General features: G+C 59.3%; 27 protein-coding genes. 18 read left to right on the top strand and 9 right to left on the bottom strand.

Annotation, left to right across the window (positions count from 1 at the left end; translation table 11 throughout):
• Window positions 1–12 precede the first annotated feature (12 nt).
• The 4 genes from rfaH to metN form a co-directional block, all read right to left on the bottom strand.
• Entirely contained in the window at window positions 13–513 is a 501-nt protein-coding gene (gene rfaH, locus LG31_RS0113070; protein WP_033114903.1) for a transcription/translation regulatory transformer protein RfaH, read from the bottom strand.
• A 95-nt stretch (window positions 514–608) separates the two neighbouring features.
• The gene (metQ, locus tag LG31_RS0113065) at window positions 609–1409 is read right to left on the bottom strand and encodes a methionine ABC transporter substrate-binding lipoprotein MetQ (protein WP_033114902.1); all 801 of its coding nucleotides are present in this window, start codon (window positions 1407–1409) and stop codon (window positions 609–611) included.
• Window positions 1410–1434: 25 nt separating this feature from the next.
• Window positions 1435–2088 (bottom strand): methionine ABC transporter permease, encoded by a 654-nt coding sequence (locus tag LG31_RS0113060; protein WP_005339070.1) that lies wholly within the window; start codon window positions 2086–2088, stop codon window positions 1435–1437.
• Window positions 2069–3112, bottom strand: coding sequence for a methionine ABC transporter ATP-binding protein MetN (metN, locus tag LG31_RS0113055; RefSeq protein WP_033114901.1), 1044 nt, complete (start codon window positions 3110–3112; stop codon window positions 2069–2071). Before metN ends, LG31_RS0113060 begins: the two co-directional genes overlap by 20 nt.
• A gap of 504 nt (window positions 3113–3616) precedes the next feature.
• Here metN and LG31_RS0113050 point away from each other — a divergent pair.
• Complete coding sequence (locus LG31_RS0113050; protein ID WP_033114958.1) at window positions 3617–4072, top strand: hypothetical protein; 456 nt, start codon at window positions 3617–3619, stop codon at window positions 4070–4072.
• A 104-nt stretch (window positions 4073–4176) separates the two neighbouring features.
• Here LG31_RS0113050 and ppgK read toward each other — a convergent pair whose 3' ends face one another.
• Window positions 4177–4917, bottom strand: a complete 741-nt coding sequence (ppgK, locus tag LG31_RS0113045; protein ID WP_033114900.1) for a polyphosphate--glucose phosphotransferase — start codon at window positions 4915–4917, stop codon at window positions 4177–4179.
• 111 nt (window positions 4918–5028) lie between these two features.
• Window positions 5029–6183 carry a tRNA epoxyqueuosine(34) reductase QueG gene (gene queG / locus LG31_RS0113040; protein WP_033114899.1) on the bottom strand — a complete coding sequence of 385 codons (1155 nt, stop codon included), beginning with the start codon at window positions 6181–6183 and terminating at the stop codon, window positions 5029–5031.
• 60 nt (window positions 6184–6243) lie between these two features.
• On the opposite strand from queG, the gene LG31_RS0113035 reads away from it, so the two are divergent.
• The 11 genes from LG31_RS0113035 (at window position 6244) to LG31_RS0112985 (ending at window position 17049) form a co-directional block, all read left to right on the top strand.
• Window positions 6244–7755, top strand: a complete 1512-nt coding sequence (locus LG31_RS0113035; protein ID WP_033114898.1) for a bifunctional ADP-dependent NAD(P)H-hydrate dehydratase/NAD(P)H-hydrate epimerase — start codon at window positions 6244–6246, stop codon at window positions 7753–7755.
• A gap of 10 nt (window positions 7756–7765) precedes the next feature.
• Window positions 7766–8239 carry a tRNA (adenosine(37)-N6)-threonylcarbamoyltransferase complex ATPase subunit type 1 TsaE gene (gene tsaE, locus LG31_RS0113030; RefSeq protein ID WP_005339056.1) on the top strand — a complete coding sequence of 158 codons (474 nt, stop codon included), beginning with the start codon at window positions 7766–7768 and terminating at the stop codon, window positions 8237–8239.
• Window positions 8230–9954 (top strand): N-acetylmuramoyl-L-alanine amidase, encoded by a 1725-nt coding sequence (locus tag LG31_RS0113025; RefSeq protein ID WP_084059626.1) that lies wholly within the window; start codon window positions 8230–8232, stop codon window positions 9952–9954. The genes tsaE and LG31_RS0113025 overlap by 10 nt, the downstream gene beginning before the upstream one ends.
• 16 nt (window positions 9955–9970) lie before the next feature.
• The gene (locus tag LG31_RS0113020) at window positions 9971–10150 is read left to right on the top strand and encodes a hypothetical protein (protein ID WP_033114896.1); all 180 of its coding nucleotides are present in this window, start codon (window positions 9971–9973) and stop codon (window positions 10148–10150) included.
• 3 nt (window positions 10151–10153) lie between these two features.
• Window positions 10154–12025 carry a DNA mismatch repair endonuclease MutL gene (mutL, locus tag LG31_RS0113015; RefSeq protein WP_033114957.1) on the top strand — a complete coding sequence of 624 codons (1872 nt, stop codon included), beginning with the start codon at window positions 10154–10156 and terminating at the stop codon, window positions 12023–12025.
• The gene (gene miaA / locus LG31_RS0113010; RefSeq protein ID WP_033114895.1) at window positions 12015–12944 is read left to right on the top strand and encodes a tRNA (adenosine(37)-N6)-dimethylallyltransferase MiaA; all 930 of its coding nucleotides are present in this window, start codon (window positions 12015–12017) and stop codon (window positions 12942–12944) included. The genes mutL and miaA overlap by 11 nt, the downstream gene beginning before the upstream one ends.
• Before the next feature lie 73 nt (window positions 12945–13017).
• Window positions 13018–13281 (top strand): RNA chaperone Hfq, encoded by a 264-nt coding sequence (gene hfq, locus LG31_RS0113005; protein ID WP_033114894.1) that lies wholly within the window; start codon window positions 13018–13020, stop codon window positions 13279–13281.
• A 63-nt stretch (window positions 13282–13344) separates the two neighbouring features.
• Entirely contained in the window at window positions 13345–14631 is a 1287-nt protein-coding gene (gene hflX / locus LG31_RS0113000) for a ribosome rescue GTPase HflX (RefSeq protein ID WP_033114893.1), read from the top strand.
• A gap of 92 nt (window positions 14632–14723) precedes the next feature.
• Window positions 14724–15872 carry an FtsH protease activity modulator HflK gene (gene hflK / locus LG31_RS0112995; RefSeq protein WP_033114892.1) on the top strand — a complete coding sequence of 383 codons (1149 nt, stop codon included), beginning with the start codon at window positions 14724–14726 and terminating at the stop codon, window positions 15870–15872.
• A 3-nt stretch (window positions 15873–15875) separates the two neighbouring features.
• Window positions 15876–16760, top strand: coding sequence for a protease modulator HflC (gene hflC / locus LG31_RS0112990; protein ID WP_033114891.1), 885 nt, complete (start codon window positions 15876–15878; stop codon window positions 16758–16760).
• Between the two features lie 97 nt (window positions 16761–16857).
• Entirely contained in the window at window positions 16858–17049 is a 192-nt protein-coding gene (locus LG31_RS0112985) for a DUF2065 domain-containing protein (RefSeq protein WP_033114890.1), read from the top strand.
• Between the two features lie 62 nt (window positions 17050–17111).
• Here the strand turns inward: LG31_RS0112985 and ispB are convergent, their stop codons facing one another.
• Entirely contained in the window at window positions 17112–18083 is a 972-nt protein-coding gene (ispB, locus tag LG31_RS0112980; protein WP_033114889.1) for an octaprenyl diphosphate synthase, read from the bottom strand.
• A gap of 242 nt (window positions 18084–18325) precedes the next feature.
• Between ispB and rplU the strand changes: the two genes are divergently transcribed.
• The 6 genes from rplU (at window position 18326) to LG31_RS0112950 (ending at window position 23837) form a co-directional block, all read left to right on the top strand.
• Window positions 18326–18637, top strand: a complete 312-nt coding sequence (gene rplU / locus LG31_RS0112975) for a 50S ribosomal protein L21 (protein WP_005304210.1) — start codon at window positions 18326–18328, stop codon at window positions 18635–18637.
• Between the two features lie 17 nt (window positions 18638–18654).
• Window positions 18655–18912 carry a 50S ribosomal protein L27 gene (gene rpmA, locus LG31_RS0112970; RefSeq protein ID WP_005304202.1) on the top strand — a complete coding sequence of 86 codons (258 nt, stop codon included), beginning with the start codon at window positions 18655–18657 and terminating at the stop codon, window positions 18910–18912.
• Between the two features lie 190 nt (window positions 18913–19102).
• On the top strand, window positions 19103–20305 hold the full coding sequence (gene cgtA / locus LG31_RS0112965; RefSeq protein ID WP_033114888.1) for an Obg family GTPase CgtA: 1203 nt from the start codon (window positions 19103–19105) through the stop codon (window positions 20303–20305).
• A 299-nt stretch (window positions 20306–20604) separates the two neighbouring features.
• Complete coding sequence (locus tag LG31_RS0112960) at window positions 20605–21975, top strand: YjiH family protein (protein WP_033114887.1); 1371 nt, start codon at window positions 20605–20607, stop codon at window positions 21973–21975.
• A gap of 144 nt (window positions 21976–22119) precedes the next feature.
• A complete protein-coding gene (locus LG31_RS0112955) occupies window positions 22120–23109 on the top strand; it encodes a luciferase-like monooxygenase (protein ID WP_033114886.1) in 990 nt (329 codons plus the stop codon).
• A gap of 227 nt (window positions 23110–23336) precedes the next feature.
• Window positions 23337–23837 (top strand): 2TM domain-containing protein, encoded by a 501-nt coding sequence (locus tag LG31_RS0112950; RefSeq protein WP_033114885.1) that lies wholly within the window; start codon window positions 23337–23339, stop codon window positions 23835–23837.
• Window positions 23838–23914: 77 nt separating this feature from the next.
• Here LG31_RS0112950 and LG31_RS0112945 read toward each other — a convergent pair whose 3' ends face one another.
• Together LG31_RS0112945 and apaG are read right to left on the bottom strand one after the other, a co-directional pair.
• On the bottom strand, window positions 23915–24736 hold the full coding sequence (locus LG31_RS0112945) for a symmetrical bis(5'-nucleosyl)-tetraphosphatase (protein ID WP_033114884.1): 822 nt from the start codon (window positions 24734–24736) through the stop codon (window positions 23915–23917).
• Between the two features lie 6 nt (window positions 24737–24742).
• Window positions 24743–25105 (bottom strand): Co2+/Mg2+ efflux protein ApaG, encoded by a 363-nt coding sequence (apaG, locus tag LG31_RS0112940; RefSeq protein WP_033114883.1) that lies wholly within the window; start codon window positions 25103–25105, stop codon window positions 24743–24745.
• Window positions 25106–25108: the final 3 nt, after the last annotated feature.

Below are 25108 nucleotides of genomic sequence, written 5' to 3'. Positions count from 1 at the left end.
CCTGCCCACCTCTTAGTCGATACGTCTGAATACGTGGTTTTCGAAGCTACTGGTGGTCTCTTTATTGAGCAGACTGACCAGCAGAATGGCCCGTTTTTCCCCATCAGGCTCCATATAGATGGCTTCAAAGCCTGCCAATGGCCCCTCTTCAATCAATACCTTATCGCCCGCATTTGGCAGTTTGGCGTAACTGGCGCGCGCCTCGTCGCTGTCATCGCGGCTCATCAGCTGATAGACCAGCTTGTTGCTGATGGGCGTCCATTCACTGCCGAAGTGGATGATCCGGCTGATGCCACGGGTCGATTTCAGGGTGACCGGCGTTACCTCTTCCAGATCTACGTAGATGAAGAGGTAGTTGGGAAACATGGGTTCCTTTACCGGGACTCGCTTGCCCCGACGCAGTTTCTCGATTTCCACCATGGGGTAGTAGGATTCGATGCCCTGTGCATCGAGGTGGGCGCGGGCGCGGGCCTCTTCCTTTGGCTTGCAGTAGGCCAGATACCATTTTTTCATGTGATGTTATATTCGTGTTGCCGTGCTCGCCGATATGATAGCGGCGGCAATAAAAAAGGCCACGCATTGCGTGGCCTTTTTTGTCGAGTGAGCAATTACCAACCTTTTACCAGGCCGCCTTTGAACAGCTCCAGCCCTTTCTTGTAGACATCATCGGTCTGGAAAGCCTGTACGAACTGTTTGACCTTCTCGTCATCCTTGTTGTTGTCGCGGGCGACGATCAGGTTGACGTAGGGGGACTCTTTGTCTTCAACAAACAGGCCATTTTCGGTCGGGGTCAGACCAATCTGGCCGGCGAAGGTGTTGTTGATGATGGCGAGATCCACGTCTTCCAGCGAGCGAGGCAGCTGGGCCGCTTCCAGTTCAACGATCTTGAAGTTGCGCGGGTTGCTGGCGATATCAAGTACGGTCGCCTCCAGACCAGCACCATCTTTCAGGGTGATCAGGCCCTGCTTGGCCAGCAGGATCAGCGAGCGGCCCAGGTTGGTCGGATCGTTCGGTACCGCGATCTGGGCGCCATCTTTCAGCTCGCTCAGCGACTTCAGCTTCTTGGAGTAACCGGCGATCGGGTAGACGAAGGTGTTGCCGACCGGTACCAGCTTGAAGCCGCGATCACGTACCTGTGCATCCAGATAAGGTTTGTGCTGGAAGGCGTTGACGTCGATGCTGCCATCGTTCAGCGCCACGTTCGGGGTGACATAGTCAGAGAAGTTGACGATCTCGACGTTCAGACCATATTTCTCTTTTGCCACCTTGGCGGCTACTTCGACCAGCTCGGTCTCAGGGCCGGCAATGGCGCCTACTTTCAGGGTCTTGTTCTCTTCCTTTTGACCGCAACCGGCCAGTACCAGACCAGCCAGCAGGGCTGCCGCAACGGATTTGATGCCAAATTTCATAAAACCTCCTGTCAGAAATCGACGATTAACGATGATCACATTTGTTGACCAGGCGCTCACCTGCGCTCTGGATAAGTTGAACCAGTACTACCAGGATAACCACGGTCACCAGCATGACGGTTGGGTCAAAACGCTGATAACCATAACGAATACCCACATCCCCCAGACCGCCGCCACCGATGGCCCCGGCCATGGCCGAGTAGTTCACCAGAGTGACGAGGGTAATGGTGACGCTGTTGAGGATGCCGGGCAGGGCCTCAGGCAGCAGCACCTTGGTGATAATTTGCAACGGCTTGGCGCCCATCGCCTTGGCCGCTTCCAGCAGGCCGTCCGGCACCTCCATTAGGGCCCCTTCCACCAGACGGGCGATGAAGGGGATGCAGCCGACAGTCAGCGGCACGATGGCGGCGATGGTGCCGATACTGGTGCCGACAATCAGCCGGGTCAGCGGAATGATGGCGACCAGCAGGATGATAAAGGGCACCGAGCGACCCACGTTGACCACCATGCCCAGGGTGCGGTTGAGCAAGGGGTTGGCCAGGATCTGGCCCGCCTTGGTCACATGCAGCGCCACGCCGAGCGGCAGGCCCAGCAGGCAGCCGAACAGGGCGGAGGCAAACACCATGATCAGGGTGTCGCCCAGGGCCGTGATGAGCAGATTAATCATGGCTTCGGACATAACCCATTACCTCCAGCTGAATATGGTTGTCAGTTAGGAACTGCTGGGTCGCCTCACACTGGGCTTCATCCCCGAACAGCTCGGCCAGCAGGAAACCGAATTTGACGCCACCGGCGTACTCGATGTCTGCGCTCAGAATGCTGATGTCGATATTGAAACGACGGCTCGCCTCGGAAATCAGCGGCGTATCGACCGTGCTGCCGGTAAAGCCGAGCTTCAGCAGTGGATAGCTGCCAGGCACCCGCTCGCGGCTCATCCGATCCTGATACTCCTGCGGGACCTCCAGATGGATGGTGGAGTGGATGAAGTCACGGGCCAGCTGGGTCTTGGCATTGCTGAAGAACCAGGCCACTTCGCCCTGTTCGATCAGGCGACCGTCGCTGATGATGGCCACTTCGTCACAGATCCCTTTCACCACGTCCATTTCGTGGGTAATGAGCAGGATGGTGAGCCCCAGCTTGACGTTGATCTCCTTGAGCAGGGTCAGGATCGAGCGGGTGGTCTGCGGGTCGAGGGCCGAGGTGGCCTCGTCACAGAGCAGCACCTTGGGGGCTGGGGCCAGTGCACGGGCAATGGCAACACGCTGTTTCTGGCCGCCGGAGAGCTCGGACGGATAGGCATGGGCACGGGCTTCCAGCCCGACCAGCGCCAGCAGCTCTGCAACCCGTTGCTGGATCTTCTCTTTGCTCCAGCCTGCCAGCTCCAGCGGGAAGGCGATGTTGGCAAACACGGTGCGGGAAGCGAGCAGGTTGAAGTGCTGGAAAATCATCCCGATCTGGCGGCGGGCCTGGGTCAGATCCCGTTCGCTCAGGGCGACCAGATCCTGGCCATCGACGATCACCTGACCCTCTGTCGGGCGCTCCAGCAGGTTGACACAACGAATGAGGGTACTCTTGCCGGCACCGGAGGCACCGATCACCCCGAAAATTTTGCCTTGGGGTACATGCAGACTCACATCACGCAGGGCGTGCACGGCGTCACTGCCTGTACCGTAGACTTTGTTGAGACCGATCAACTTAATCATGGATTCTTCCGTGCTAACAGCCTTAAAGCACAGGGCGCTACAGGCGGGGAAATTGGGCAGAGGTTCCACTGGGTTACTCTGCCATCATGGAGGATGATGCTAAGATGTCTGGATGGCCGTGTCAACGCATGTTTCTACGTCTAGACGTCTAAAAAAGTGATAAGGATTTCTGTCTGGTTGATAACGATCAGGGGAGATATGTCGTGTATCCAGATCCTGTTTCGCTTGTGTGGCATATGACCGAATTAAAGATGGTTTATGGCGGGCAAATGCTGGTTTTATTAGTGTGCCAGCCCGATCCCGCTCACGTCAGATGTCGAGCCTGACGCGCCGCCATAGTTGCACAAATCGCTGCACAAATCGTTCCCTATTCGCTACCGGATGACTTGCCCGCCCCTTTGTCGACGTCAACCTTGATGCAGCTCAAGGGGCGCTCGGATAGGGATTGGGTGGTTGCGCCAGTTTTTTATACTGATGATGCCGACAAGCATGGAGGGCAGTGCGATGAGATTCCAACAGATCAAAGAGTTGCTGCACTATCTTGAGCAGGTTCATCACCAGCTAGGGCTCTGTTACGGACGGCTGATCCGTCAGGTGGACAGCGAACGCAGCCGGATGTTGCTGGTCTATCTGCAAGGGCGTGAGGATGCGGCCAGTGCCCATCTGCACGAATATGCTGCTCAACTGGGAGGGGCGGTCAGGGAGACCTGGCTGAACCAGAGCTTCAGCGAGGATATGCTGCCTGCCATCACCCGCTTCGAGATGCTGGCCTCGGCCCAGACCCAGGATATCGTCACTCAGGTGTGCCGCTGGGAAGAGCAGTTGGTGGGCGAGCTGGGCCATCTGGCCCGGGAGTGTCCGACACCGGCAACTACCACGCTGCTCGACAATCTGGCCAAGCTGGAGCAGACCCGCCTGACCCGACTGGTGCACGGGGTACATCGACTCGACGACATGTAACGGGTGGTGGCGGTCAAACAGACAAGATAGCGGCCAAACAAAAGGGCCCGGCAGCAGTGCCGGGCCCTTTCCATTTGATCTCTGCTGATTTGCAGTGAGCGTGGTCAGCCCTGCTGCTCGGCCGCGTAGAGGGCGGCTCCGATAATGCCTGCCTGATTGAGGCTGGCCGCCGGAATGAGCGGCGCCCGGGTCTCGATGCGATCGACAAACTTCTCCAGCTTGGATGCGCTGCCGCCCCCCAGAATGAAGAGGTCGGGGGAGAAGAGAAACTCGAGGCGCGCCAGATACTTGTTGAAGCGCTTGCCCCAGCGGCCCCAGGAGAGATCTTCCCGCTTGCGCACCGCGTCGGAGCAGTAGTGCTCTGCCACCATCCCTTCCAGCATCAGGTGGCCCAGCTCGGTGTTGGGCAGCAGGTGACCGTTGACGAAGACAGCTGTGCCGATGCCGGTGCCAACCGTTATGAGGATGATGACCCCCTTGCGATCCTTGCCGGCACCAAAGCGCATCTCTGCCAAACCGGCGGCGTCGGCATCGTTCAGCACATAGCAGGGCTTGCCGGTGACATCGGCAAACAGGTGGGCTGCATCGGTTTCAATCCAGCTCTTGTCGATATTGGCGGCACTCTTGGCAACCCCGTTGTGGATGGTGGCAGGAAAGCCGCAGCCCACCGGCCCTTTCCAGTCGAAGTGTTCTACCAGCGCCTTGAGGGTATGGGCGATGGCGGCCGGGGTGGCCGGTTGCGGTGTGGCAATGCGATGGCGCTCGCCAATCAATTCGCCGGTTTTGGTATCGACCAGACAGCCCTTGATCCCTGAGCCTCCAATATCCACTCCCAACATATGCATTTGTGTTGTCCTTGTTGTGTGCCGACCAGTTGGTACTGACTACGGTGTTCTGGTCACTGCGGGTCGGCAGAGCATGAAAAAAGTGCTGCAATCCGGCAAGGGGCAGATCACTTATGCGTGATCCGACAGACCTTTTTCGATGCAGCGGATCAGCAAACGGGTCTTCTTGTTCTCTTCATCCTGACGCCGGGCAAGGGTGGCCAGCGCCCATTCGATATGTTCGGCCACCATGGGCTCGGCCGTGGCCAACCCCTGTTGCAGGGCGGCGATGACCTCGGGGGTTGCCGGGCCATTGCCAAGGGCGACCGCCAGATTGCGGCGCCAGCGTTGATAGCCGATGCGGCGGATCGGGCTCCCCTCGGTCTGCTTGAGAAAATCGCTCTCGCTCCAGTGCCACAGCGCCAGCAGGGGCGGGCGGTGCAGGCTGGGGCGCGGGCTGAAATCGGGCTCCGGGCTGGCATCGGCATAGCGATTCCACGGGCAGATAAGCTGGCAGTCGTCGCAGCCGTAGATGCGGTTGCCCATCAAGGGCCTGTACTCTTCGGGGATGGGGCCGTCGTTCTCGATGGTGAGATAGGAGATGCAGCGGCGGCCATCCACCACATAGGGGGCGACAATGGCGCCGGTCGGGCAGATGTTGATGCAGGCGACGCACTTGCCGCACTGCTCCTTCTCTACTGGCTGGTCGAGCGGCAGCGGCAGGTTGAGCAACAGCTCACCGAGAAAGAAGAAGGAGCCGGCCGATTCGTTGAGCAGCAGTGAGTGTTTGCCAACCCAGCCAAGCCCGGCCTTGGCCGCCAGCGGCCGCTCGAGGATGGGGGCGGAGTCGACGAAGGGGCGCCACTCACCCAGGGTGTCAGCGGTGCCTTGAAACAGCTCGGCGCAGCGCGCGTCGATGCGATCACCCAGCTGTTTGAGCCGGTTGCGCAACACCTTGTGGTAGTCGCGGCCGAGGGCATAGCGGCTGATATAGCCGAGGGTCGGGTCGCGCAGGGTGGCGGCGAAGCCTGCCTCGAATGGCAGGTAGTTCATCCGCACCGACAACACCCGCACCGTGCCCGGCAGCAGCTCGTGGGCGCGCGCGCGCATCATGCCGTGGCGCGCCATGTAATCCATGCTGCCGTGATAGCCTGCATCCAGCCAGGCCTGCAATCTCGGCTCTTCGATACGCAGATCGGTGTCGGTGATGCCCGCCTGGTCAAATCCTAGCTCCCGTGCCCAGAGCTTGATATCGTGGGCCAGCTGGTGGAAGTCAGGTGCGCTCATGCGACTTGGCCTGGCCGGTGTTTGCTGGCATGGGTCGGTTGATAAGAGGCGGGAGCCGTCATGGTAGAGATCATCAGGGGCGCGTTGGGCACAAAAGAGGGGGGCAGTTTACCACAGGGGCTGTGGCAGACTGAACAGATCCGCGCACTGGAGCGCAACTGGGCCGCGCGTGATGGGCAACCGCTCTATGCCCTGATGGAGCGAGCCGGTGCCGCGCTGCGTACTTATGCCACCCTGCATTGGCCCGAGAGCCGCGGCTGGTGGATCTTCGTCGGCCCCGGCAATAACGGCGGTGATGGCTATGTGTTGGCCCGTCTTGCCCGCCAGATTGGCATCGAGGTGGTGGTGATTGCCGCCAGAGCACCCGACCAGCTGAAGGGGGATGCCAGACGGGCCGCCGATGAGTGGCTGGCGGCCGGTGGCCGGGTCTGGCTGGCCGAGCGGTTTGATAAGGACCAACACTCCGCCCCGGATCTGGTGGTCGATGCCCTGCTTGGCACCGGCGTCAACACGCCCCTCTCGCCACTACTGACAAAGATCGTCGCAACAATCAATGGCTTGGCTGCGCCTGTGCTGGCGGTGGATCTCCCCTCCGGCCTCAACGGCGATACCGGCCGCGCCATGGGGGCCGTGGTGCAGGCCACTCGCACCCTCACCTTTATCGGTATCAAGCAGGGGATGCTCACCGGCGACGGAGTGGATTGCGTCGGCCTGCTCGACTGTGATCCCCTTGGCGTCACGCCGGATGGCGCGATCTCGCCCGCCGCATGGCGCATCGATTATCCGCTGCTAAGCGAACAGCTGACCCCGCGCCAGCGCGCTTCCCATAAGGGCTCTTATGGCAAGGTGCTGCTGGTAGGGGGCAATCGCGGCATGCAGGGGGCCATCGTGCTGGCTGCCCGCGCCTGCCTGCGAGCGGGGGCCGGGCTGGTGCGGGTGTGTCAGCATCCGGAGCATCCGCCGGTCAGCCTCTATCAACCCGAGCTGATGAGCCTCACAGTCGCAGAGGACGAGGGGTGGGCGTCGGTGCGGGTCATTGGCCCCGGCCTCGGTCAGGATGAGTGGGGAAGGGGGCAAATCGCCCGTTATCTCACCGATCGGCTGCCATTGGTTTTGGATGCCGATGGATTGAATTGGCTGGCACAATCTCCCCGCCATCAGGATAATTGGGTGCTCACGCCCCATCCCGGCGAAGCGGCGCGACTGCTGGGATGCACCATTGCCGACATTGAAATCGACCGGTTTGCCGCCGTGCAGGCGCTGCAGCGGCGCTATGGCGGTGTGGTGCTATTAAAAGGGGCGGGAACACTTATTTATGACGGCGAGCGGGTCGCTCTCTGTTGTGAAGGCAATCCCGGCATGGCAAGTGGCGGCATGGGCGATCTGTTATCTGGTATAATCGCCGCCCTTTTGGCCCAGGGCTGGTCTGCCACCATGGCAAGCTGGCTGGGCGCCGTGATCCACGGCGAGGCCGCAGATCAGGCCGTCGCCGACGGCGAGCGGGGCATGCTGGCGTCAGATCTACTGCCGCTGATCCGCAGACTGGTTAATCCCGACACCATAACAAGTTAAAAAGAAGAACATGGCAAAACAGTTGATGATGACACTGCCGGACGAGGCAGCAACCGTGGCACTGGGTGGCCGTCTGGCACAGGCTTGCCAGCAGGCGACCACAGTGTTTTTGCATGGCACGCTTGGCGCCGGTAAAACCACCCTGACCCGTGGCTGGGTGCAGGGCCTTGGCCATCAGGGCAAGGTAAAAAGCCCGACTTACACCCTGGTCGAGCCCTACGAGCTCGATGGCTGGCAGGTCTACCATTTCGATCTCTATCGCCTGGCTGATCCGGAAGAGCTGGAATTCATGGGCATTCGGGACTACTTTGCCGCCAATACTCTCTGTCTGGTGGAGTGGTCCGAGAAGGGCGAGGGCTGGTTACCGGCTCCCGACCTTGAAATCACCCTCACTTATGTAGGCGAGCAGCGCGAGGTTCTGATAGAGGCCCGCACTGCTATTGGCGAAGCCATTCTGGAACGGTTGTCATCTACGTGCGCTTGATCCTTGTTATTGCTCTCTCTTTGATGGCGTTACCCTCTTGGGCAAATCAGCTCAAGAGCGTACGAATCTGGCCATCACCGGATAACACCCGGGTGGTGCTCGATATGAGCAGCGCCCCCAACTTTAACTATTTCACCCTGAGCGGCCCGGATCGGCTGGTGATCGATCTGAAAGGGGCGAGCAACGCCGCCAACCTGGCCCGGATCGAGAACAACAGCGAACTGGTGCGCAAGATCCGCCAGAGCACACCGCTGGAGAAGGGCGGTCTGCGACTGGTGATGGATCTCAGCTCCGCCATCAAACCGGTGGTCTTTCCGCTGGCGCCAGCCGGGCCATATGGCCACCGTCTGGTCATCGACTTGCCTTATGAAGAGAAGCGATCGGCGGCTGCGGTGCAATCAACGCCGGTAGGTGGCAAGGGGCGCGGGGTGGTGATTGCCATCGACCCGGGCCACGGCGGGGAAGACCCGGGTTCTATCGGCCCGCGCCGTACCTATGAAAAGCGGGTGACCATGGCCGTCTCCCAGAAGCTGGCGGCGTTGATCGATCGCGAACCGGGCATGCGTGCCGTGTTGACCCGTCGCGGCGATTACTTCGTCGATCTCAACAAGCGCTCCGAGATTGCCCGCAAGGCCAAGGCGGATCTGCTGGTGTCAGTGCATGCGGATAGCTTCCACAACTCCACGCCCCGTGGTGCTTCGGTTTGGGTCTTGTCGACCAACCGTGCCAACCGCGAGATGGGCAGCTGGCTGGAGAAGCAGGAGAAGCAGGGTGAGCTGCTGGGCGGTGTCGGCAAGGTATTGGCGGAATCCGATCCCAACCCCTATCTGGCGCAGACCTTCCTCGACCTCTCCATGGACAAGTCCCGTGCCGAAGGGTATGACGTCAGCCGTCAGATCCTGCGCTCCATGGGCAAGGTCGCCCGACTGCACAAGAAGGCGCCGGAGCATGCCAGTCTGGCCGTGCTGAAAGCGCCGGATATTCCCTCGGTGCTGGTGGAGACCGGCTTTATCTCCAACCATGCGGAAGAGAAGCTGCTGGCCACCGCCAGCTATCAGGACCAGCTGGCTCGCGCTATCTTCGAGGGGATCCGCAACTACTACCGAGCCCACCCGACCAAGGGGGCCATGCTGACTGGCAAGGGGCAGGCGAGCCGACCTGCTGCTACCACTCGCCCAGCGCCAGTGGTCCAGCAGCCGGTGAGCCAACCCAGGCAGGCGCAGTCACAACCGGTGGTGACCAACAAGATGCCCGCCACTACCCGCGACGGCGGTGCGGCGACCGGCTCCGGCGCCGGGGTGATCAAGCCTTACTCGGCGGCCGCGCAGGAGTCCGGTGCGCCGGTCAGCAGTGTGGGCGACTATGACAAATCGCGGATGATCCGCCATGTGGTCCAGCGGGGCGAGAGCCTCTCCCGCCTTGCCGAGAAGCATGGGGTGAGTCAGTCCACCCTGGTCGAGATCAACCAGCTGCGCAGCCGGGATATTCAGATTGGTCAGACAATCTATATCCCCCAGCAGGGGCAGAGCCGCAGTGCAGCCCCCGTTCGCAGTGACGACAAGTCGCAGATGATCCGTTATGTGGTCAAGCGGGGCGAGAGCCTCTCCCGCCTGGCCGAGAAGCATGGGGTGAGTCAGGCTCGACTGGTGGAGATCAACAAGCTCAAGTCGCGGGATATTCAGGTAGGGCAGGTGCTCTACATTCCCCAGAACTAATGTGCGGGATCTGGCGATGCCGCTCCCGCTGTTAGCGAATACCATCTGCAAGATTGAAATTCAGGAGCAAGTGATGCCGATCCGTATATTACCCCCGATTCTGGCCAACCAGATTGCAGCCGGAGGTGATGTGGTGGAGCGGTCCTCCTGGATTGTTAAGGGACTGACCATCCGCAAGATAGAAATTCAGGAGTAAATGATGCCGATCCGTATTTTGCCACCCATTCTGGCCAACCAGATTGCTGCCGGAGAGGTGGTGGAGCGGCCCTCTTCTGTGGTGAAAGAGCTGGTGGAGAACAGCCTGGATGCGGGGGCCGACCGGGTCGAGATCGACATCGACAAGGGGGGCGCCAAGCTGATCCGCATCCGTGACAACGGCAGTGGTGTCGCCAAAGAGGAGCTGGTGCTGGCGCTGTCGCGTCACGCGACCTCCAAGGTTGCCACGCTGGACGATCTGGAAGGGATCAACAGCCTCGGTTTTCGTGGCGAGGCGCTCGCTTCCATCAGTTCGGTCTCCCGTCTCACCTTCACCTCCCGTACCGCAGAGCAGTCCGAAGCCTGGCAAGCCCAGGCGGAAGGGCGCGAGATGAGCGTCACCATCAAGCCGGCGGCCCATCCGGTGGGCACCACGGTGGAGGTGGTGGATCTCTTCTTCAATACCCCGGCGCGGCGCAAGTTCATGCGCAGCGAAAAGACCGAGTTTGCCCATATTGACGAGCTGGTGCGCCGCATCGCGCTCTCCCGCTTCGATGCCACCCTGATCCTGCGCCACAACGGCAAGGTAGTGCGCCAGTACAAGGCCGCCAACACGGTGCCGGAGCAGGAGCGTCGCCTCGCCGCCGTTTGCGGCACCCCCTTCATGCACCATGCGCTGGCGGTGGAGAGCGAACACAGCGACGTGCGGCTGTGGGGCTGGCTGGCGACCCCGGAGGGGGCAAGACCGCAAAACGATCTGCAATACACCTATGTCAACGGCCGGATGATGCGCGACAAGCTCATCAATCACGCCATCCGTCAAGCCTATGACGAGCTGCTGCCTCCCGATCGCTTCGCCGCCTATGTGCTCTATATCGAGCTGGATCCCCGTCAGGTGGATGTCAACGTCCACCCGGCCAAGCATGAGGTGCGCTTCCATCAGGCACGGCTGATCCACGACTTTATCTTTCAGGCGCTGTTTACTGCGCTGCGCCGTGAAGGGGTCGGTGCCGCTCATCAGGAAGCGCCGCTGGCTGAAACCCAGGTCGAGCTGCCGGTCAGCCCTCAGATTGAATATCCCGGTCAGGCGCCACGCCCGGAGTGGTACGGTGCCGAGCACAGCTACCGGGCGCCTGCGCAGGTGCGGGAAGGGGGCGGCGGTAGTGCAGGCCGGGCCAGTAATTATCAACCACCCGAGCCGCCGAGCCGGGAGGCGATGCGTGGCATGGGGGCATTGCTTACCACACTGCCCGTTGCCACAACCGCTTCAGCCTCCGAGCCGGGGGTTGCCATCCAGGCTGCCCCCAAACAGGGAGGGTGCCGGGCACTCACTCTGGTGGAACAGGCCTATCTGCTGTTCGAGCGGGATGGTCAGCTGGCGCTGCTCTCGCTGGTACGGGCCGAGCGTCTGCTGCTGCGCCACTGGCTGCTGGAGACCTGGGGCCAGGGGCTGGCGGCTCAGCCGCTGCTGTTGCCTGTCTCCTTCAAGCTGCCGAAGAACTTGAGTTCGCTGGTAGAAGAGCAGGAGAGGCTGCTGAAACGGATGGGACTGGAGTTGAAAAGCGGGGGGCGTGACACCATGATCCTGACGCGGGTACCTGCTCTGCTGCGTCAGACCGATTTGGTGCGCCTGTTACCCGAATTGCTGCAAATTATCGAGGGCGGATCTGACAGTGATGCTGGCCAGCTGGCTGAAGTATTATGCCAATGGCTGGTGGAGCAGGGGATAAGCCGCGAAAAAATATACGATTTTTCAACTGCCAGTCGTCTGCTGACGGAACTTGTGGCCGATTTCAGTGACCAACTGGCAGATATTCGCATGGTCCGCCCGCTCTCGCTGGCGGCTGTGCTTGAGGAGTTTGAACATGGCGAGTGACTTGCCGACCGCAATTTTTTTGATGGGGCCGACGGCCTCCGGCAAGACGGATCTCGCCATTGAACTGTGCCAGGCATTACCTTGCGACATCATCAGCGTCGATTCGGCGCTGATCTATCGCGGTATGGATATCGGTACGGCCAAGCCGACCGCCGATGAACTGGCACGGGCCCCGCACCGGCTGATCGATATCCTCGATCCCGCCATGAGCTATTCGGCAGCCGATTTTTGCAAGGATGCCCTGCGGGAGATGAAAGAGATCGCCGACCGCGGCCGCATTCCGCTGCTGGTGGGCGGTACCATGCTCTATTTCAAGGCGCTGCTGGAAGGACTCTCTCCACTCCCTTCTGCCGACCCTGTTATTCGGGCTGGAATAGAAGAGGAGGCTGCCCGTCTTGGCTGGCAGGCGCTGCACGATGAGCTGGTGCGTATCGATCCGGTAGCCGGGGCGCGTATTCATCCCAATGACCCGCAGCGGCTAAGCCGGGCGCTCGAGGTTTACCGCATCAGCGGCAAGACCCTCACCGAGCTGACCCAGGTGCAGGGGGAAGGGCTGCCCTATCGGGTGCAGCAGTTTGCCATCGCCCCGAGCGATCGCGCCGTGCTGCATCAGCGGATCGAACAGCGTTTCGACAAGATGCTGCAGGGGGATTTCGAGCAGGAGGTGCGGGCTTTGATGGCTCGTGGCGATCTGACCCCGGATCTCCCCTCCATTCGCTGTGTAGGTTATCGCCAAATGTGGGACTACCTGAACGGCGAGATAGAGTATGATGAGATGCGTTATCGTGGCATTGTTGCCACTCGCCAGTTGGCAAAACGGCAGATGACCTGGTTGCGCGGTTGGGCCGATGTGACCTGGCTGGAATCCGGTGAGTCTGACAACCTCGCCCGCGTGCTTGCTCGCTCTGGTGCGGCTTGACACTCCCTGTATAATCAGGTTGTTATATTGAATATCCGGTGTTTAAAAACAACAAACTATAAGGAAAAGAAAAATGGCTAAGGGGCAATCTCTCCAAGACCCGTTTTTGAATGCGCTGCGCCGTGAGCGGATTCCTGTTTCTATCTATTTGGTGAACGGCATCAAACTGCAAGGTCAAATCGAGTCCTTCGACCAGTTTGTCATTCTGCTGAAGAACACCGTGAGCCAGATGGTTTACAAGCACGCCATCTCTACTGTGGTTCCGGCCCGTGCCGTCAACCATCATCAGCAGGCTGCCGGTGGCGCCGGTGATGAGCAGGGTGATGCCGAGGCGTGATATCCCGGGGCGAGTCGACTCGCCAACTCAGATTCATCATGAAACCTGTTAAGGAGCAAGCGCTTGTTTGACCGTTATGAAGCTGGCGAACAGGCCGTTCTGGTGCACGTCAACTTCAGTGATGAGGGTGAGCGGGAGGATCTGGAAGAGCTCAAAATGCTGGTGAGCTCGGCTGGCGTCAATGCACTGGGAGTCATCACTACCAGCCGCAATGCGCCCAGCGCCAAGTATTTTGTCGGCAGTGGCAAGGCTGAAGAGATTGCGTATCAAGTCCAGATGCTGGATGCCGACGTCGTCATCTTCAACCATGCCCTGACCCCTGCCCAGGAGCGTAACCTGGAGCGTCTGTTCCAGTGCCGGGTAGTGGATCGCACCGGTCTGATCCTCGATATCTTCGCCCAGCGCGCCCGTACCCATGAAGGTAAACTGCAGGTCGAACTGGCCCAGTTGCGCCATCTTTCTACCCGTCTGGTGCGAGGCTGGACCCACCTTGAACGTCAAAAAGGCGGGATCGGCTTGCGTGGCCCGGGTGAAACCCAGCTTGAAACCGACCGACGCCTGTTGCGCGAGCGCATCAAGGCGATTTTGCGCAGGCTCGACAAGGTGGCAAAACAGCGGGAGCAGGGGCGACGTGCCCGCAACCGCAATGAAGTACCGACAGTTTCTCTGGTTGGTTACACAAACGCCGGAAAGTCCACTTTGTTCAACCAACTTACAGCTGCCAGCGTGTATGCTGCCGACCAGTTGTTCGCAACCCTTGATCCGACGCTGCGTAAACTGGTGATCCGGGATGTGGGCGATGTGATTTTGGCCGACACGGTTGGATTTATTCGACACTTGCCCCATGATCTGGTCGCGGCCTTCAAGGCGACCCTGCAGGAGACCCGCGAAGCGGACCTGTTGCTCCATGTGGTGGATTGTGCCGATGAGCAGATGCAGGAGAATATCGACTCCGTGCAACAGGTGCTGGCTGAAATCGAGGCGGATGACCGTCCCCAGCTGATGATCTGCAACAAGATCGACAAGCTGGCCGATCGCCCGGCTGGTCTGGAGCGGGATGATGAAGGTCGTCCGGTGCGGGTCTGGCTGTCTGCTCAGACCGGCGAGGGGTGTGAGTATCTGTTTGCGGCGCTGACCGAATTGCTGGCCGGCTCCATGGTGCACCACACCCTGCAACTGCCGCCTTCTGCTGCGAGATTGCGCAGTGCGCTCTATCAGTTGAAAGGGATCGAGCAGGAAGGTTTTAGCGAGGAGGGGGATTTTGTGTTGGAAGTCCGCCTGCAACTGGCTGACTGGAACCGCCTCGTGAAACAGGAAGGTGAGAATTTACAACGCTTTATCAGGCATTGATCCGTTGATGAGGATAACCGCCTAGCGGCTTCGTCAACGAGCAGTGACCCGATAGAGATGATATCCATCTGCATGTATTAATGGAGACGCTGATGGCTTGGAATGAGCCTGGTAACAACGGCAAAGACCGTGACCCTTGGGGGAATAACGGCAAGAATCAGGGACCCCCTGATCTGGACGAGATGCTGCGCAAGATGAGTCGTCGCTTTGGCGGCCTGTTTGGCAGTGGCAAATCTGGCGGCGATGTGGGCCGCTTTGGTATCTCCATCGCGCTGGTTGTCGCCGTGGTGGTATGGGTCGTGAGCGGCTTCTATACCATTCGTGAAGCCGAGCGTGGCGCGGTGCTGCGCTTTGGCAAGTTTTCCCATATCGTCGAGCCAGGCCTGCGCTGGAAGCCGACTTTCATCGATCAGGTGATCCCGGTGGACGTTGAGTCCGTGCGTTCCCTGCCTGCGTCCGGCTTCATGCTGACCCAGGACGAGAACGTGGTACGGGTCGAGATGGACGTGCAGTATCGTGTCGTCAATCCGGAGCAGTACCTGTTCAGCGTGACCAATGCCGACGAGAGTCTGAGTCAGGCCACCGATAGCGCCCTGCGTTACGTGGTTGGCCACACCAAGATGGATGACGTGCTGACCACTGGTCGTGAAAAAGTGCGTCAGGAGACCTGGCAGGTGATTGATGGCATCATCGAGCCTTACCAGATGGGTCTGCAGATTGTCGACGTCAACTTCCTGCCGGCGCGTCCGCCGGAAGAGGTGAAGGATGCGTTCGATGATGCCATCTCCGCTCAGGAAGATGAGCAGCGTTTCATCCGTGAAGCGGAAGCCTATGCCCGTGAAGTGGAGCCCAAGGCCCGTGGTCAGGTGAAGCGTCTGGAGCAGGAAGCCGAAGCGTACAAGTCCCAGATCGTGCTGAAAGCACAGGGTGAAGTGGCCCGTTTCAACGAGTTGCTGCCCCAGTATCAGGCTGCGCCCGAGCTGACTCGCAACCGTATCTACCTGGAAACCATGGAAGAGCTCTATCAGCAGGCCAACAAGGTCATTGTTGATATGCCGGCTGGCAACAACAGCATGATCTATCTGCCGCTCGACAAGCTGACTGGCAAGCCGGCAGCTGCTCAGCAGACTCGTCCTGCGACTGTGCCGGTAGCAGAGCCTGCGCCTGTTTCCAACGAGGGTGCCAACTCCACTCCGATGCCGCTGCGTAGCGGTGACCGCTTCAGCTCAGGGAGAAACTGATAGATGAAAAAGCTAGCTATTGGTGCAATCGCTGTGGCTGCCATGGTCTGCTTCTCCTCTGTCTTTATCGTTGATGAAGGTCAGAAGGGGATCGTGGTGCAGTTTGGCAAGGTGAAGCGGGTTGATTCCGGTGAGCCCCGTCTCTATGAGCCGGGTCTGCACTTCAAGGTGCCGCTCATCGATCAGGTTCGCAAGATGGATGCCCGTATCCAGACCATCGACAGCCAGGCCGACCGTTTCGTCACCTCCGAGAAGAAAGACCTGATCATCGACTCCTATGTGAAGTGGAAGATCGAGGACTTCTCCAAGTACTACCTGGCAACCGGTGGTGGCAACAAGCTGCAGGCAGAAGATCTGCTCAAGCGCAAGATCAACAACGGTCTGCGCTCCGAGATCGGTAACCGCACCATCAAGGACATCGTCTCCGGTGAGCGCAGTACCGTGATGGAAGATGCCCTGAAGAAGATGGCGCGCTCCTCCGAGCTCGGCATCAAGGTGGTGGATGTGCGGATCAAGCAGATCAACCTGCCGGTGGAGGTCTCCAACTCCATCTATCAGCGGATGCGTGCTGAGCGTACTGCGGTAGCCCGTGAGCATCGTTCACAGGGTCGCGAGAAGGCCGAAATCCTGCGTGCCGATATCGACCGCAAGGTAACCGTCATGCTGGCGGATGCCGAGAGTAACGCGCGTCAGTTGCGCGGTGAAGGTGATGCAGAAGCGGCCAAGATCTACGCCGAAAGCTACAAGAAAGACCCCGAGTTTTTCAGCTTCGTGCGCAGTATGGAGGCCTATCGCAAGAGCTTCACCGGTGGCAACGAGCTGATGGTGATCAAGCCGGACAGCGAGTTCTTCCGCTATCTCAAGTCTCCTCACGGCACCAAGCAGTAATCGCCGGAGTTGTCTTGCCAAGGGCCTGCATTGTCAGGCCCTTTTATTTGTCTGCCGAACCACCGGATGAGGTGGTTTTTGACGGGAGAAGGGCAGAATGATGACATCCATACTGACAGGGATTGGCCTGTTGCTGCTGTTTGAAGGACTCGGGCCATTGCTGATGCCAAAAGGGTGGCAGCAGATGTTGCGGCTGCTGAGCGATCTGCCACCAGAACAGTTGCGCCGTATCGGCGGTTCGCTGGTGGTGGCGGGCGTAGTGATCCTCTGGATGGTGAGCCGCTGGTAGCAAACGCCATAAACAACAAGAGGCCCATGGGCCTCTTGTTGTTTATGGAAGCAGTGACGGGATCAGGCGCTGCGCTGCACGGCCATGTGGGCCAGTGTTTCCAGTGCCTGCTTGTGCTGGGAGTCCGGCAGAATGGCGAGGGCGGCAATCGCCTTGTCAGCCTCTTCCCGAGCACGCATGCGGGAGTACTCCAGCGCGCCGGTACGATCGAGAATGGCCAGGATCTGGTCGAGGTGTTCCATGCCGTTGCGGTGCTCGATGGCATCGCGCACCAGCTGACGTTCCTCGGGCGAGCCCACTTCCATGGCACGCAGCAGCGGCAGGGTCGGTTTGCCTTCGGCCAGATCGTCGCCGACGTTCTTGCCCATCTCTTCGCTTTGGGAACAGTAGTCCATCACGTCGTCGATGATCTGGAACGCGGTCCCCAGATACTTGCCGTAGTCGGTCATCGCCTGCTCGACGGGCTCGGGCTGATGGGTCAGCACGGCGGCGAGGCGGGTTGCGGCTTCAAACAGCTTGGCGGTCTTGCAGTAGATGACCGTCATGTAGCTCTGTTCGGTGGTATCCGGGTCGTTGCAGTTCATCAACTGCAGCACTTCCCCTTCGGCTATGGTGTTGGTGGCATCGGAGAGGATCTCCATCACCCGCAGGTTGGAGAGCTCGGCCATCATCTGGAAGGAGCGGCTGTAAAGGTAGTCACCCACCAGAACGCTTGCGGCATTGCCGAACAGGGCGTTGGCTGTTTCGCGGCCGCGGCGCAGGTCGGATTCATCGACCACGTCATCATGCAGCAGGGTGGAGGTGTGGATAAATTCGATAATGGCGGCCAGTTTCAGGTGATCCTCACCTTCGTAGCCCAAGGCGCGAGCGGCCATCACAGTCAGCATGGGGCGCATCCGCTTGCCGCCAGCACTGACAATATAGAAACCCAGCTGATTGATCAGACTAACGTCGGACTGGAGTCGGGCCAGGATCAGTTCATTGACCGCCGTCATGTCGGCGGCACAGAGCGCACGGATAGTCTGTTGGTCCATAAGTCTCGTAACGTGACAGCAGCAATAACTGCGATTTTTAGTAATGCTGGGGATTCTACACGATTTCACAATGGGTTACAGTTAAGCGTTTATCCACGGCGGCAGATATGCGCACAAAATAAACTTTTTGCGAAAATGGCCTTGCCTGAGCAGATCGATTTGCGTAGAATGCCCGCCCATTGTTATAGGTTTTTGTGCATGTCTGCCTTGAGCAAAAGACATGCCTTTACGGAGTTAATCAAATGTACGCGGTATTCCAAAGCGGCGGAAAACAACACCGTGTGGCCGAAGGTCAAATCGTTCGTCTGGAAAAGCTGAACGTTGAGACTGGCGCTACCATCGACTTCAACGAAGTTCTGATGGTTGCTGCAGGCGACACTTTTAAAGTAGGTGCTCCTTTCGTTGAAGGTGGCAAGGTTGTAGCTGAAGTTGTGGCTCACGGCCGTGGCGAGAAAGTGACTATCGTCAAGTTCCGTCGTCGTAAGCACCACCGTAAGCAAGCGGGCCACCGTCAGTGGTTCACTGAAGTCAAAATCACTGGCATCAGCGCTTAATTAGAGGAGTCCGATAGATGGCACACAAAAAAGCTGGCGGTTCATCCCGCAACGGTCGCGATTCTGAAGCCAAACGCCTGGGCGTGAAGCGCTTCGGCGGCGAAACAGTTCTGGCTGGCAGCATCATCGTTCGTCAGCGCGGCACCAAGTTCCACGCTGGTGAGAACGTTGGTCTGGGCAAGGACCACACCCTGTTCGCTACCGCGAACGGCAAGGTGCAGTTCGAAGTTAAAGGTCCGCTGAATCGTAAGTACGTTAGCATCGTTGCTGAGTAATTACGGACCGCAAGGATCCGAAGCCCCGCCAACAGGCGGGGCTTTTGTTTTTCCGAAATGATGACGAAAAAACGGAACGCAGATGACCCGGGCGCAGAGATGGCTCGGTGAGGCAAGATGCGTATCGCCCGCAGGGGTCTGTACCACTATAATTGCGTATCGGTTTTTCGAATTAAGGTGACGGTTACCTATGAAGTTTGTTGATGAAGTCCAGATTCGAGTCGATGCCGGTGACGGTGGTAACGGTTGTGTAAGCTTTCGCCGTGAAAAATATATTCCCAACGGTGGTCCGGATGGCGGTGATGGTGGTGACGGTGGCGACGTGTATCTGGTTGCCGACGAGAACCTCAACACCCTGATCGACTACCGTTTTGAGCGCTTCCATGCCGCCGAACGTGGCGAGAATGGTCAGAGCGCCAACTGTACCGGTCGTCGCGGCAAGGACAAGATCCTGCGTGTGCCGGTCGGTACCCGTGCGACCGACGAAGATACCGGCGAACTGCTGGGTGACCTGACTCACCATGAGCAGAAGCTGCTGGTCGCCAAAGGCGGCTTCCACGGTCTTGGCAACACCCGCTTCAAGAGCTCGGTCAACCGGGCGCCGCGCCAGAAGAGCAACGGTACTCCGGGTGAAGTGCGTACCCTGAAGCTGGAGCTGCTGCTGCTGGCCGACGTCGGTATGCTGGGTCTGCCGAACGCCGGCAAGTCCACCTTTATCCGCGCCGTCTCTGCCGCTCGTCCGAAAGTGGCTGACTATCCCTTTACTACCCTGGTGCCGAACCTGGGCGTAGTACGTGGCGAGAACTCCCGCTCCTTCGTGATCGCCGATATCCCAGGTCTGATCGAAGGCGCAGCCGAAGGCGCCGGCCTCGGGATCCGCTTCCTGAAACACCTCGAGCGCTGCCGCGTATTGATGCATCTGGTGGATATCTGCCCGGTTGATGGTTCCGATCCGGCCGAAAATGCCGTGACCATCGTGCGTGAGCTGGAGAAGTACAGCCCCGAGCTGGCTGGCAAGCCGCGCTGGCTGGTGTTCAACAAGATGGACCTGATCCTGGAAGAAGAAGCCCAGGAGGTGATGGATCGCGTCAAGGCGGCCCTGAACCACGAAGGTCCGGTCTACGCCATCACTGCCATCAGCAAGGAAGGCACCAAGAAGGTCTGCTACGACATTCTGGATCTGCTGGATACCATGCCCCGTCAACTGGAGCAGGATGCCAAAGAGGCGATCGAGAAAGTGGAGTTCAAGTGGGATGACTACCACAAGAACCAGCTGGCCAAAGCTGAAGCGGAAGCGCTGGCCGCCTCCATGGCCTTCGACGAGAGTCTCGATGATGATGACTGGGATGACGAAGATGATGATGGCGTGGAAGTGATCTACGTCCGTGATTGATTTCGTTGTTCTTTGCCAAAAACCGGAGCCTGTAGAGGCTCCGGTTTTTTTATGGCTGACGGTGTCTGGTTTCTGTATCTGATTAGCTTGGGGGGGACAGCGTGTTTAGTGAATTAATATTCCGCTAACTGCCTGTTTACCCGTTCGCGCCGGTTTTATTTGGGTATTTATTCGTTAATTAATCTGAAAATGCTTTTTTAATCCATTCCATTGGGATATTCTTGCGCCCCGTTTGGCTGGGTGTGCATGAATATGCGCATTATCCGGCATAAGTTTTAGCTATGTCAGGGCAGTAGATTATGTTGGAAAAGAGTCTGGAAGCGCCTGCGGTCAATACCCGCCGCAATCTGTTGATGTTCTTGATCCCCTCGCTGATCGGGATCCTGTTGTTCATGACTCCGGTACTCTATGACGGGAATGTCACCATTCCGGTAGCCGTGCTGGCCAAGCTGGTTCAGCGGGTGTTTGCCGACTATCTGGTTGCCATGGTCAGCGCGGTGATCACCACTACCATGCTGATGACCGTCATCGCCTGGTTGTTCAAACCGGCGATCCTGGTGCGTCGTCCTTTCCTCAACAGCCTCTTCAACGTCTCCCCCTTCTGGGCCTGTGTGCGGGTACTGGGCGGGATCTTCGTACTGCTGACCTTCTTCCAGACCGGGCCTGAAGTGTTGCACTCCGGCGCAACCGGCGGGCTGGTGCTTAACGATCTGCTACCAGTGCTCTTCTCGGTCTTTATCTTCGCAGGCCTGCTGTTGCCACTGCTGCTCGACTTCGGGCTGCTGGAGTTCGTCGGCACCATGATGACCCGCATTATGCGTCCGGTCTTCCGGTTGCCGGGTCGCTCCGCAGTGGACTGCTTTGCCTCCTGGCTGGGGGATGGCAGCGTCGGCATTCTGCTCACCAGCAAGCAGTACGAAGGGAAGTTTTATACCCAGCGGGAAGCAGCCGTCATTGGCACCACCTTCTCCGCCGTCTCCATCACCTTCTGTCTGGTGGTGATCTCGCAGGTGAAGCTGGAGCACATGTTTGTTCCTTTCTATCTGACCGTCTGCCTGGCCGGTGTGGTTGCGGCCATCGTGGTGCCACGCCTGCCACCGCTCTGCTGGAAGAGGGATCTCTATATCGATGGCACTCCCTTGTGCCGCAAGCAGGAGTCGGTACCGCATCAACACAGCGTGCTGAGCTATGGTCTCGAGCGTGCGTTGACCAAGGTGGAGAAGATGACCGATCTCGGCGCTGTGGTGCGGGAAGGGGTGAAGAACGCGCTGGACATGGTGTTTGGTGTGCTGCCAGTGGTGATGGCGATCGGTACTTGTGCCCTGATGCTGGCCGAGCATACCCCCGTCTTCAACTGGCTGGGTGCACCATTCGTTCCCTTGCTGGAACTGCTGCAACTGCCGGAGGCCGAAGCGGCCGCCAAGACCATCATGGTCGGGTTTGCCGACATGTTTATCCCGGCGGTGCTGGCGTCCAGCATCGAGAGCGAGATGACCCGCTTCGTCATCGCGGCCATGTCGGTGACCCAGCTTATCTATATGTCTGAAGTGGGCGCGCTGCTGCTGGGCAGCAAGATCCCGGTCAAGTTGTGGGAGCTCTTTATTATCTTCCTGATGCGCACCCTGGTGACGCTGCCGGTGATTGCCGGTATGGCCCATCTGCTGTTCTGATAGAGACCGCCATAGCCTTAAGGCCACTCCCTATGGGGTGGCCTTTTGCTATCTGACGTTTGCCACGGCAGAAAGTGTTCCGTTCGAACATCTCATGGTAGAGTGCCCCTCTGTTAGCAAATTGTGATGCAACGGAGTGTATTTATGTCTGCCATCCCCTATTCCCTTCTCGATCTGGTGCCGGTTGCCGAGGGTTCTCATCCTGCCGAATCGTTCCGTCAGTCTCGCGATCTGGCGCAACATGCCGAGCGTTGGGGTTACCACCGCTACTGGCTGGCTGAACACCACAACATGCCGGGTATTGCCAGTGCAGCGACATCGGTGCTGATCGGCCATCTTGCCGGGGCAACCAGCACCCTGCGGATCGGGGCGGGTGGCATCATGCTGCCGAACCACTCGCCACTGGTCATTGCCGAACAGTTTGGCACCCTGGCTTCTCTCTATCCCGACCGCATAGATCTAGGCCTTGGTCGCGCCCCCGGTACCGATCAGCGCACCATGCGGGCACTCAGACGCCAACGCAGCGGTGAGGTGGATGACTTCCCGGCCGATGTCCGCGAGCTGATGAGCTATTTTGGCGACGAGATTGGCGCGGTGCAGGCATTACCCGGGCAGGGACTGCATCTGCCAGTCTGGCTGCTGGGCTCCAGCCTCTACAGTGCCCAACTGGCTGCGGCGATGGGCTTGCCGTTTGGCTTTGCTTCCCATTTTGCGCCAGCCATGTTGCTGCAAGCGCTTGAGATCTATCGCAGCCAGTATCGCCCTTCTGCTCGCTGGCCCAAGCCCCATGCGGTGGTCTGCATCAACATGATCGCCGCCGACAGCGAGCGGGAGGCGCGCTTCCAGTTCACTACATTGCAGCAGCAGTTCCTGCGTCTCCATCGTGGTGATGCGGGCAAGCTGCCAGCACCGGTTGCTGAGTTGGGCGAGCAATGGTCGCCACGCGAGCTGATGGCGATGGAGCAGACCCTTGCCCGCTCTCTGGTTGGCGATCCGGAGCAGATCCGTCATGGTCTCAAGGCGTTGCTGGCGGAAACCCGGGCTGATGAGCTGATGTTCAACGGCCCCATCGTCGATCATCAGGCTCGCTTGCGCTCTTTCGAGATCGCAGCCGGGTTGATGCGGGATCTATAAGCTCGCCTCTCCATATACAAAGGCGCTATCTTGCAGAGAGAGTCTGGTGTCGCCCTGCAGTCAGGTTCTCGCAAAGGGGCTGTCGGGGAACTGGCTCTCAGATACCGATCCTTTATCTAATGAACTGAATTAAAAGGAAAGTCAGGTTGGTGTCAGGCTGCTGTCGTGTCGCTTGCCACCCTCCGGCCCCTATGCTGGCTCCGTCAAGCAACCACAAGGAGTTCGAGATGATCGTCAGGAAGTTGAGATTGCAGCGGGGCTGGTCACAGGAGCAGTTGGCCGCCTTTACCGGCCTGAGCGTTCGCACCATCCAGCGGATCGAGCAGGGTCAGCAACCCGGACTGGAATCCCTCAAGGCCCTGGCCGCCGTCTTTGAGCTCGATGTGGCGCAACTGGACGGCACAAGGCAACAGGAGCATGAGATGAGAGGGAGTGACACGATGGAACAGGATGCATTGCAGGTATCGGCCGAAGAGCGGGCCGCCATGAAGTATGTGGAGGGGCTCAAGGGCTTCTATCACCATGTCGCCAGCTATTTGCTGGTGATCGGCGGGTTGTTTGTCATCAACTACCTGAGCAACCCGGGTTATATCTGGGCCTGGTGGCCGGCTCTGGGGTGGGGATTGGGGTTGGCGTCCCATGCCATTCGGATATTCGAGCCTTTCAAACTGTTTGGCCCGGAGTGGGAGCGACGCCAGATCGAGAAACGGTTGGGGCGCAAGTTGTAACCAGAGCTGTTTTGAAAAAAGAGAGCCCGGCAAGTTGCCGGGCTCTCTTATTGGTACGGGTCTTCGCAAGCACTGTCCTAGCTGGCGTGAGTGGGGCAGGGGGTTGCAAAGAGGGCATCATCCTCATAGCGCCACAGGGTGAGGCTGTTGCCCCAGACACAGCCGGTATCGAGCGCCTTGATGTCGCTCTTGCCGGTGTTGCCCATCAGGGCCGCCCAGTGGCCGAACACCAGAATGGGGTCATCCACGTGATGCTCGCGCTGCTCGAACCAGGGGCGCAGCCCAGGGGTCGACTCCTTGGGGCCCTTCTTGCATTTGAAGTCGAGCCGGCCATCGAAGTAGCAGAAGCGCATGCGGGTGAAGGTGTTGATGATATAGCGGTAGCGGTCGATCCCGACCAGATCATCTTTCCAGCCATCCGGCTGATCGCCATACATGTTGTGCAGCAGCCACAGGTACTGATCGCCGCGCAGCAGGCTCTCCACCTCGCGGGCGCAGTTGCGGGCGGTGCGGGCATCCCACGCCGGGGAGATACCGGCATGCACCATCATGATGGGCAGGTCGGGGTGTTCGGCCAGCAGCGGGCGGTGGCGCAGCCACTCCAGCAGTTCGTCCCGATCCGGCGCATCCATCAGGCTCTGCAGCTTGTCTTTCTTCTTGAGCGGTGCGACGCCATTGGCCACCGCCAGCAGGTGCAGGTCGTGGTTGCCGAGCACGGCGACGGCTCGGTTGCCCAGATCCTTGACGAAGCGCAATGTGTTGAGCGAGTCCGGGCCGCGGGCGACCAGATCGCCGCAGAGCCAGAGCACGTCATTTTCGGGATCGAACTTGGCAAGATCCAGCAGACGGCGCAAGTCGTCGTAACAGCCCTGGATGTCACCGACAAAACAGTTCGCCATGAAACCTCAGTTGATAATGTTGGGGATGGCCAGCGTGAAGGGGGCGATGGGCGCCTCAAACTGCTGGCCAGAGCCATCTTGCAGGGTGTAACTCCCCTCCATCACTCCGAGCGGTGTCGCCAGCGGCACGCCGCTCTGGTAGCGGTAGGTCTCCCCCTCGGCAATAAGGGGTTGCTCCCCGACTACGCCGGGGCCCGAGACTTCCTGCATCTTGCCATTGGCATCGGTGATGAGCCAGCGCCGGTGCAACAGTTGCGCAGGGCCGGGCCCCAGATTCTCAATCTCGATCAGATAGTGAAACTGGTAGGGGTCTTTGCTATCCGCCACATACGAGGGGTATGGGCGGACAACGATGTGCGGGAGTGCCACCGG

The sequence above is a fragment of the Aeromonas lacus genome, assembly GCF_000764665.1.
Taxonomy (GTDB): domain Bacteria; phylum Pseudomonadota; class Gammaproteobacteria; order Enterobacterales; family Aeromonadaceae; genus Aeromonas; species Aeromonas lacus.
The sequence above is the reverse complement of the archived record's forward strand: the minus strand, read 5'-3'. Positions and strand labels throughout refer to the sequence as shown.

Bases quoted from the DNA above. Each gene is read 5' to 3' on its own strand.
- LG31_RS0113050 (WP_033114958.1), top strand. From the start codon at position 3,617: ATGAGATTCCAACAGATCAAAGAGTTGCTGCACTATCTTGAGCAGGTT.
- rpmA (WP_005304202.1), top strand. From the start codon at position 18,655: ATGGCACACAAAAAAGCTGGCGGTTCATCCCGCAACGGTCGCGATTCT.
- rfaH (WP_033114903.1), bottom strand. From the start codon at position 513: ATGAAAAAATGGTATCTGGCCTACTGCAAGCCAAAGGAAGAGGCCCGC.
- ppgK (WP_033114900.1), bottom strand. From the start codon at position 4,917: ATGCATATGTTGGGAGTGGATATTGGAGGCTCAGGGATCAAGGGCTGT.
- ispB (WP_033114889.1), bottom strand. From the start codon at position 18,083: ATGGACCAACAGACTATCCGTGCGCTCTGTGCCGCCGACATGACGGCG.
- hfq (WP_033114894.1), top strand. From the start codon at position 13,018: ATGGCTAAGGGGCAATCTCTCCAAGACCCGTTTTTGAATGCGCTGCGC.
- hflK (WP_033114892.1), top strand. From the start codon at position 14,724: ATGGCTTGGAATGAGCCTGGTAACAACGGCAAAGACCGTGACCCTTGG.
- metQ (WP_033114902.1), bottom strand. From the start codon at position 1,409: ATGAAATTTGGCATCAAATCCGTTGCGGCAGCCCTGCTGGCTGGTCTG.
- LG31_RS0113035 (WP_033114898.1), top strand. From the start codon at position 6,244: ATGGTAGAGATCATCAGGGGCGCGTTGGGCACAAAAGAGGGGGGCAGT.
- LG31_RS0112985 (WP_033114890.1), top strand. From the start codon at position 16,858: ATGATGACATCCATACTGACAGGGATTGGCCTGTTGCTGCTGTTTGAA.
- LG31_RS0112955 (WP_033114886.1), top strand. From the start codon at position 22,120: ATGTCTGCCATCCCCTATTCCCTTCTCGATCTGGTGCCGGTTGCCGAG.
- tsaE (WP_005339056.1), top strand. From the start codon at position 7,766: ATGGCAAAACAGTTGATGATGACACTGCCGGACGAGGCAGCAACCGTG.
- miaA (WP_033114895.1), top strand. From the start codon at position 12,015: ATGGCGAGTGACTTGCCGACCGCAATTTTTTTGATGGGGCCGACGGCC.
- mutL (WP_033114957.1), top strand. From the start codon at position 10,154: ATGCCGATCCGTATTTTGCCACCCATTCTGGCCAACCAGATTGCTGCC.
- hflC (WP_033114891.1), top strand. From the start codon at position 15,876: ATGAAAAAGCTAGCTATTGGTGCAATCGCTGTGGCTGCCATGGTCTGC.
- LG31_RS0112950 (WP_033114885.1), top strand. From the start codon at position 23,337: ATGATCGTCAGGAAGTTGAGATTGCAGCGGGGCTGGTCACAGGAGCAG.
- cgtA (WP_033114888.1), top strand. From the start codon at position 19,103: ATGAAGTTTGTTGATGAAGTCCAGATTCGAGTCGATGCCGGTGACGGT.
- metN (WP_033114901.1), bottom strand. From the start codon at position 3,112: ATGATTAAGTTGATCGGTCTCAACAAAGTCTACGGTACAGGCAGTGAC.
- LG31_RS0112960 (WP_033114887.1), top strand. From the start codon at position 20,605: ATGTTGGAAAAGAGTCTGGAAGCGCCTGCGGTCAATACCCGCCGCAAT.
- LG31_RS0112945 (WP_033114884.1), bottom strand. From the start codon at position 24,736: ATGGCGAACTGTTTTGTCGGTGACATCCAGGGCTGTTACGACGACTTG.
- rplU (WP_005304210.1), top strand. From the start codon at position 18,326: ATGTACGCGGTATTCCAAAGCGGCGGAAAACAACACCGTGTGGCCGAA.
- queG (WP_033114899.1), bottom strand. From the start codon at position 6,183: ATGAGCGCACCTGACTTCCACCAGCTGGCCCACGATATCAAGCTCTGG.
- LG31_RS0113020 (WP_033114896.1), top strand. From the start codon at position 9,971: ATGCCGCTCCCGCTGTTAGCGAATACCATCTGCAAGATTGAAATTCAG.
- LG31_RS0113060 (WP_005339070.1), bottom strand. From the start codon at position 2,088: ATGTCCGAAGCCATGATTAATCTGCTCATCACGGCCCTGGGCGACACC.